Annotated in this window: 9 protein-coding genes and 1 tRNA gene; 5 read left to right on the forward strand and 5 right to left on the reverse strand. The window is 69.0% G+C overall.

What is annotated here, in order from left to right:
- Positions 1-332 (forward strand): TlpA disulfide reductase family protein (locus H0W38_RS12970; protein WP_292454653.1); only part of this gene is annotated, 332 nt, incomplete at its 5' end.
- Positions 333-399: 67 nt separating this feature from the next.
- Entirely contained in the window at positions 400-855 is a 456-nt protein-coding gene (locus tag H0W38_RS12975) for a MarR family winged helix-turn-helix transcriptional regulator (protein WP_292454656.1), read from the forward strand.
- Between the two features lie 58 nt (positions 856-913).
- Here the strand turns inward: H0W38_RS12975 and H0W38_RS12980 are convergent, their stop codons facing one another.
- On the reverse strand, positions 914-1,198 hold the full coding sequence (locus tag H0W38_RS12980) for a sensory rhodopsin transducer (protein WP_367162038.1): 285 nt from the start codon (positions 1,196-1,198) through the stop codon (positions 914-916).
- Positions 1,199-1,280: 82 nt separating this feature from the next.
- Complete coding sequence (locus tag H0W38_RS12985; RefSeq protein WP_292454659.1) at positions 1,281-2,609, reverse strand: hemolysin family protein; 1,329 nt, start codon at positions 2,607-2,609, stop codon at positions 1,281-1,283.
- 95 nt (positions 2,610-2,704) lie between these two features.
- Between H0W38_RS12985 and H0W38_RS12990 the strand changes: the two genes are divergently transcribed.
- Positions 2,705-3,514 (forward strand): symmetrical bis(5'-nucleosyl)-tetraphosphatase, encoded by an 810-nt coding sequence (locus H0W38_RS12990; RefSeq protein WP_292454664.1) that lies wholly within the window; start codon positions 2,705-2,707, stop codon positions 3,512-3,514.
- A 42-nt stretch (positions 3,515-3,556) separates the two neighbouring features.
- Positions 3,557-3,644, forward strand: a tRNA-Ser gene (locus tag H0W38_RS12995).
- Here H0W38_RS12995 and H0W38_RS13000 read toward each other — a convergent pair.
- Positions 3,630-3,827 (reverse strand): hypothetical protein, encoded by a 198-nt coding sequence (locus H0W38_RS13000; protein WP_292454666.1) that lies wholly within the window; start codon positions 3,825-3,827, stop codon positions 3,630-3,632. The two genes, H0W38_RS12995 and H0W38_RS13000, sit on opposite strands and share 15 nt — an antisense overlap.
- 162 nt (positions 3,828-3,989) lie before the next feature.
- Between H0W38_RS13000 and H0W38_RS13005 the strand changes: the two genes are divergently transcribed.
- Entirely contained in the window at positions 3,990-4,397 is a 408-nt protein-coding gene (locus H0W38_RS13005; protein WP_292454668.1) for a hypothetical protein, read from the forward strand.
- Positions 4,398-4,455: 58 nt separating this feature from the next.
- On the opposite strand, the gene H0W38_RS13010 is transcribed toward H0W38_RS13005, so the two are convergent.
- Together H0W38_RS13010 and H0W38_RS13015 are read right to left on the reverse strand one after the other, a co-directional pair.
- Entirely contained in the window at positions 4,456-6,441 is a 1,986-nt protein-coding gene (locus H0W38_RS13010) for a diguanylate cyclase (protein ID WP_292454670.1), read from the reverse strand.
- Positions 6,442-6,454: 13 nt separating this feature from the next.
- The coding region (locus H0W38_RS13015) for an EAL domain-containing protein (RefSeq protein ID WP_292454672.1) at positions 6,455-7,010 on the reverse strand (556 nt) is incomplete at its 5' end.

A 7,010-nucleotide genomic window follows, 5' to 3' on the forward strand; every position in this document is an offset into this window, starting at 1 on the left:
TCTGGGCCACCTGGTGCGTGCCGTGTCGCGAGGAGACGCGGATGCTCGCGGCGCTGCAAGGGCGTCATTCCGCCGACGAATTGACGGTGCTCGGCATCGGCATCGACCAGTCGGACAAGCTGGAACGTTTCACGCGCGAGCACGGGATCGACTATCCGGTGTTCGTCGCCGGTCGTGAGGGTGTCGAGCTGGCAAGGAAGCTGGGCAACCTGCGCGACGAACTGCCCTATACGGTCGCCATCGACCGCAACGGCCTGTTCGCCAGGCAGCACCTCGGCAAGCCGGCTCCGCAGGACCTGGAGGCCCTTGCCGCCATCGCCCTGCGCCCATGAGAAGCGCCGGGCGCCGGTCGATAATCACGCCCCGGTGGCGACTGCCTCGCCCGTGCCCCACATTCAGATGAATTCGAACGCTTCCCTGCTGCTCGAAGAGCAGTTGTGCTTCGCGCTCTACAGCGCAACGAATCAGGTCATCCGTGCCTACCGGGCGCCGCTGGCGGCGCTGGGGCTCACGTATCCGCAGTACCTGGCCATGCTGGTGCTCTGGGAGCAAGGCGAGCAGACGGTCAAGGGGCTGGCCGACCGGCTGGCCCTGGATTCGAGCACCCTGACGCCACTGCTGAGGCGGCTGGAAGGGGCCGGCTTCGTGAACCGGACGCGCGATCCGGTCGACCAGCGGGTGGTGCGCATCGCCCTGACCCCTGCCGGTACCGCCCTGCGTCGCCGAGTGGCACAGGTGCAGGAGGGCGTGGCGTGCAAGACGGGTCTGTCCTGCAGCAGCTTCGTGCGCCTTCGGACTCAACTGCACAAGCTTGCGTCGGTGGTTGCGGAGGAAGTGGAAGCGAACGCGGCCTGACGGTCGTTCCGCTCGCATGGCTCGACGACGGCCGGGGCCGTTGCTTTGGCCCGGCCCCTCAGGCGTCCCCGGCGATCGCCAGCGTCGAGAGCAGCGCGAACTCGGCCTGCCGCGAGTCGAGCCGGGTGTGCTGCACGACCACCGGCACATCGGACTCGATCACGCTCGCGCAGGGCCTGCCGCGCGGCACCGGCTCCACGTCCTTCAGCCCGTCGAACCGGAGGTGCACGGTCCGCTGTCCAGCCTGCTGCACCGCGCCGACACCGCGATGTACCGCGCCAAGAACGCCGGCCGCAACCGGGTGGAAGTAGCGCGCGGGGCGCCAGTGCGCACCGCGGGCCACGCAGGCAGGGAGCCGAACGCAGTCGCGGATCAGCCGGCTTGAGCGGTGCGCCGCGGGGAGCCGCGGCGCGCACTCAGCAACCTCAGGCTTGCGATCCCGGCACCGGCACCAGGCGGCGCGCCATCGGTTCTTCGATGCGGCTCACCATCACCTTGTCCACGCGCTTGCCGTCCAGATCGACCACCTCGAAGCGCCAGCCTTCCCAATCCACCACGTCGGCGGTCTTCGGCAGGCGACCGAGCAACAGCATGGTCATGCCGGCCAGCGTGTTGTAGCGGCCGCGGTCCTCGTCGGGCAGCGTCTTCAGATCCAGCCGGTCCTTGAGTTCGTGCGCCGGGATCAGGCCGTCGAGCAGCCAGGAACCATCGGTGCGCTGCACGGCCCAGTTTTCCGAGGTCGGCGTGGTGAACTCGCCGGTGATGGCCTCGAGCACGTCGCGCAAGGTGATGACGCCCTGCACCTCTCCGTACTCGTCGACCACGAACACCATCTGCGTGTTCGTGCCGCGAAAGTGCTCGAGCAGTTCCATGCCGGTGAGCGTTTCCGGCACGAAGACCGGGGGCTGCAGCGTCTCCGACAGCGACATGGGCTGGCCGCGCATGGTCTGCACCAGCAGGTGCTGCGACGCCACCACGCCGACCACGTCGTCCAGGCCGCCGCGGCACACCGGATAGCGCGAGTGCTCCTGCTCGCCGATGATGGTGAGCGCCTCCTCGATGGGCGCGCTGGCGTCGAGCCAGGCGATGTCGCCGCGCGGGATCATCATCGAGTTGATCTGGCGTTCGTCGAGGCGGAACACGTTGCGCACCATCTGGTGCTCCTGGAACTCGATCACCCCGGCGTCGACGCCCTCCTCGAGCTGGGCGGCAATCTCCTCCTCGGTCACGCTGGCGCCGCGCCCGCGAGCGCTGATGCCCAGCAGCCGCAGCACGCCGTGGGTGGAGCTCGACAGCAGCATCACGAAGGGCTTGGTCGCCATCGAGACCAGGTTCATCGGCCGCGCCACCAGGCGCGCAATGGGCTCCGGGTACATCTGGCCGACCCGCTTGGGCACCAGCTCTCCGAAGATGATGGTGAAGTAGGTGATCAGGATGATGACCAGCGCGGTCGACGCGATCAGCGACGCCCGCTCGGGCATGTCGAAGGTGGCCATCAGCCACAGGGCGAGCGGCGCGGCGAAGGCGTTCTCGCCCACGATGCCGTTGAGCAGGCCGATCGAGGTGATGCCGATCTGCACGGTGGAGAGCCAGCGCGTCGGGTCGTCGTGCAGGGCCATTGCCGCTTTGGCCCCCTTGTCGCCGGTCTCCACCATCACCTGCAGCCGCGCCTTGCGCGCCGCCGTCAAACCCATCTCGGCCATGGCAAAAGCGCCATTGAGCAGGATCAGGAAAACGAGCAAGGCTAAATCCATCAATGTCCCGGCCACCAGAGGCCGGGCGGAGTCGACATCGCGCCAGCGTATCAGAGGGCACTTCGACGCCCGCGGTCGCCATGCAGAATCGCGCGATGCACTACCTCATCGGCGACATCCAGGGTTGCCGCTCGGCGCTCGAGCGGCTGCTCGAGAAGATCGGCTTTTCAGCCTCGCGCGACCGGCTCCACGTGCTCGGCGACCTGGTCAACCGCGGTCCCGATTCGCTCGGCGTGCTGCGCCGCCTGGCCGTGCTTGGCGATGCGGCGAATTGCCTGCTCGGCAACCACGACCTGCACCTTCTCGCGGTCGCTTACGGCGTGCGTCCGCTGCACCGCACCGACACCTTGACGGCGCTGCTGGAGAGCCCCGAACGCGACGCCTGGCTCGACTGGCTGCGCACGCGCCGCCTGGCGCTGCACGAGCAGGGTTGGCTGATGGTGCATGCCGGCGTGCCGCCGCAGTGGGACCTGGCGCAGACGCTGCGGCTGGCCGGCGAAGTGGAGGCCGAACTTGCCGGCCCCGAAATCGCCGACTACCTGCAGACCATGTACGGCAACGAGCCCTCGCGCTGGGACGACACGCTGCGCGGCGCCGACCGCTTGCGCTTCGCGATCAACGCGCTGACCCGCATGCGCTATTGCGACGCCGAAGGCCGGCTCGACTTCAAGCTCAAGGAAGCCGCCGATCACCCGCCGCGTGGTTTGCACCCATGGTTCGACGCGCCCCGGCGCCGCACGCAAGGCGTGCCGATCGCGTTCGGCCACTGGTCCGCTCTCGGCCTCGTCAACCGGCCCGATCTGCTCGCCACCGACACCGGCTGCGTGTGGGGCGGCCAACTCACGGCTGTGCGCATCGACGGCGGGCGGCGCGAGGTGGTGCAGGTGAGTTGCGCGCCGGCATAGGCTCGGGCCGGCAGTGCCGGCACCTAGAATCGGTGCAGCGAGGGAAGCGTGGCCGAGCGGTTTAAGGCACTGGTCTTGAAAACCAGCGACGGGCAACCGTCCGTGAGTTCGAATCTCACCGCTTCCGCCAGTCGGCCTGGATCGCAACGCCTTGTTCGTCGAGGGGCGCCATGACCGCGAGCTGTCGCTCCGTTTCGGCGAGTTCGTCGGCGAGACGATCGATGCGGCCGCTGTGCCAGGGGCGAGCTTCGTAGCTGATTGCAAGGTCTTGCTGCAATCGTCGATAGCGGCCAATCAACTGCGTGAAAACCATGTCTGCATTTCCTTTGGCAGGGAGTGTGGCGATCCGGTTTCTGTGTCGTTGTCAGCCAGCACACTGACATCCCCCCGCAACCGAGGGGGCGGCGCGACGAGGGCGGCGAGCCGTGGCAGGCTCCAGCCTTCCGCAACTACACCTGCCTCGGCAGGGACACCCATGGCAAAGAAAGAGGCGGTCGCATCTCCGTTGGAGACGATGGACTGTTTGCGCACCAGCGATCCGAAGGTCGTGGGCTTGCGGCTCGAAGACAGGAAAGGCGAAGCCTTCGCTGCAGTCGTGAACTCGTCCGGGCTGGCATTGCTCATCGGCAAGCTTCTCGATCAGGCATTGCAACCGGGGTTCGCTGCAGCGTCCGAGAACGCAGACCCCCGACTTCCGGCATCCACGACAGCCGCCAGCCGGATCGAATGGCGGCCCGGCCGATCGGCGACCGAGGTGGCCGCAACCATGAAGGTCGGCTGCCTTGAACTGGTGGTTCACGTCCCGCTTGCAGAAGCCCTTCGGGCGACGACGGAGCTTCGAGAGCGGGTCGAACGGGATACGGGACTGACAAGCACGCCGTGATGGCCGATGCCCTTGCGGCAGGAGGAACAACGCGGTCTCCGCCGCTGTTGCGCTTCAACTAAGCCACGCAGGTCCGGTTCTTCCCGGCCCGCTTGGCTTCGTACAACGCCTCGTCGGCCCGCTCCAGCGCCTGCTCGAGCCGCTCGCCCCCGCGGTAGCGCGTCACGCCGGCCGAGAAGGTGACGAACACCTGGCCCTGTGCGTCGCTCATGAAAAGCTCGGCGCTGAGTGCGCGCTGCAGGCGCGTGAGCACCTGCTGCGCTTCGTCCACCGGCGTGGCGGGCAGAAGCACCACGAACTCCTCGCCGCCGTAGCGCGCCAGCGTATCGCGCGGGCGCAGCGCCTGGGTCACGCGCTGCGTCAGGAACTGCAGCGCCACGTCGCCGTTGGCATGGCCGAGGCGGTCGTTGAGCCTCTTGAAGTTGTCGATGTCGATCAGCGCCACGGCCAAAGCCGGCGCCGGCTCGGCGCCGGCCTGCTGTTCGTCGCGCTCGCCGAGCGCGCGCTCGGTCTCGAAGGCCTGCAGCAGCCCCCGTCGGTTTGCCACCTGCGTGAGCGGGTCGGTCGAAACCTCGTTCGACAGACGCCGAATCTCGTCTTCCAGTTCGACCACCCGCGTCTGCATGGCACTGGCCAGTTCGTGCTCGGCACTGAGGCGGGTCTGGGCCTGGTTCACAGCCTCGTGCACGCTGCGGCTCTCGGCCACCAGTTCGCGCACGGCGCCGGCCAAGCTTTCGAGCGAATCGGCGCGGTCGATCTCCTCGGCATAGCGGCCCACGCTTTCGGTGAAGCGCCCGGTCTGGGTGCCGAGGGCGGCGATCTCCTGCAGCATCTGGCGGATCGAGGCCTTGAGCGCGTCGCGCGCTGCGCCGCGTTCGAGGCGCAACTGCTGCTGTCGTTCGCGCGTGTTGGCCAGCAGTTCGCTGACCGAGCGCACGCCGCGCGCGGTAAGGCCGTCGTCAAGCTGAACGCGCATGGCCGCGCACTGACCCTGCACCCAGGAGTCGTCCTCGGCCAGATCGGTCAGGCCCGCCGTCAACTCCACGCAGAGGTTTCCGAGTTGGTCCATCAGGTGGTGGCGGTGCTGCAGCACGCGCTGCGCCTCGGTGCAGGCCAGTGCGATTTCGCCGGTCAGCGGGCCGGGGCCTTCGTGCGCCAGCCGCTTTTGCAGCGTGGCGAGTTGCTCGGCCACCTCGCGGCCCCGCGCTTCGCCGGCCGGCAATGCAGCCCGCACCGTCGCGCTCAGGTCGGCGGCGACGCGCGGCCAGGCACCGGCACTGCTTTCGGGGGCCAGGGCGGCGGTTACCGGCGTTGCGATGCCCGACGGGAATTGCGGGGCGGGCAGCGAAACGGAATCAGTTCCGGGTGCTGGAGCCGCAGGCGATATCCCGTCTCTCGGGCGAGCGTCGGCGGCGGCGACAGGCTGGTCCGGCGCTGACGCCAAGGGCGACGCCAGCGCGGATGCCGGCGCTGCCCCCGCCGAAGCGACGACCGCTTCGGCGCCGCCCGGCACAGGCCCCGGGGCGGTCGGAGCGGACGGCGCAGTCGGCGCCGTCGGTGCATCGTTGCCATCGAGCGCCGCAAAGTCGCTCGCCGGCGCCTCATGCGGCGTGTCGGTGTCCCAGCTGGCGACCAGCTGGCTCAGTCTTTTCTGCAGGCGCTTGGCATCGCTGCGGCTGCCGCCCAGCACCCGCGCCAGGCTGTCCTTCTTGCGGGCCGTGGTCCACTGCTTCGCGCCGCGCTCCAGGCCGCGAACGGTTCTCTCGATGAGCACCGCCCAGGCTTCGCCCTCGGCGCTGTCGGCCGGCCCGGCGGAAGCAGGGCCGAGCGGCGCGGGTGCGGAGACGGGGGCGCCTCCATCACCGCGCTCGGTCTGGTAGGCCCGTGCGAAGTTCTCGGGTGTGGGCTCCAGCCGCTCCAGGGCCAGGCGGCGCAATGCCGCCTTGGCCAGATGCGCCGGCGCCGCCTGCGCGGCGGGCAGTTGGCCGCCCCGCGGCACGCCCGGTGCTTCGGCGCCGCGCGGTGACGCTTCCTTGTTGACCACCCTGCGCCTCGCTTCAGCGTGCGGGCGGCAAGCCGGGCAACGCGCGCGGCCCGCGCAGCACCACCGGCTCGGCCTCTTCGACCTGGCCGATCCAAGGCGCCTTGCGCGGCAGCACGGTCTGCGAAAGCCACTGCTCGAGTTCCTCGGGCGGCAGCGCCTTGCTGAACAGGAAGCCCTGCATGGTGCTGCAGCCCAGGCGGTGCAGCACCTCCATCTGGCGCAGGTTCTCCACGCCCTCGGCGATAACGCGGATGCCGAGCGATCGGGCCAGCGCGATGATGGCGGTGACCACCGCCGAACTCTGCAAGGTGACGCCGAGGTCGCGCACGAAACTGCGGTCGATCTTGAGTTCGGAGATCGGCAGCGTGGTCAGGTAGGCCAGCGACGAGTAGCCGGTACCGAAATCGTCGATCGAGATCTCGACGCCGATCTCGTTGAGCCGGTGCAGCGCGGGAATCACGTTCTGCAGGTCCTTCATGAGGCCCGTTTCAGTGATCTCGAGCTCGATGCAGCGGTGCGAGACGCCGTGCATCGCCGCGGCCTGGTGGATGTGCGCGACCAGGTCGGTG

Source organism: Methylibium sp. (assembly GCF_013817365.1).
Classification (GTDB): Bacteria; Pseudomonadota; Gammaproteobacteria; order Burkholderiales; family Burkholderiaceae_C; genus Methylibium.

Bases quoted from the DNA above. Each gene is read 5' to 3' on its own strand.
- H0W38_RS12975 (WP_292454656.1), top strand. From the start codon at position 400: ATGAATTCGAACGCTTCCCTGCTGCTCGAAGAGCAGTTGTGCTTCGCG.
- H0W38_RS12985 (WP_292454659.1), bottom strand. From the start codon at position 2,609: ATGGATTTAGCCTTGCTCGTTTTCCTGATCCTGCTCAATGGCGCTTTT.
- H0W38_RS12990 (WP_292454664.1), top strand. From the start codon at position 2,705: ATGCACTACCTCATCGGCGACATCCAGGGTTGCCGCTCGGCGCTCGAG.
- H0W38_RS13000 (WP_292454666.1), bottom strand. From the start codon at position 3,827: ATGGTTTTCACGCAGTTGATTGGCCGCTATCGACGATTGCAGCAAGAC.
- H0W38_RS13005 (WP_292454668.1), top strand. From the start codon at position 3,990: ATGGCAAAGAAAGAGGCGGTCGCATCTCCGTTGGAGACGATGGACTGT.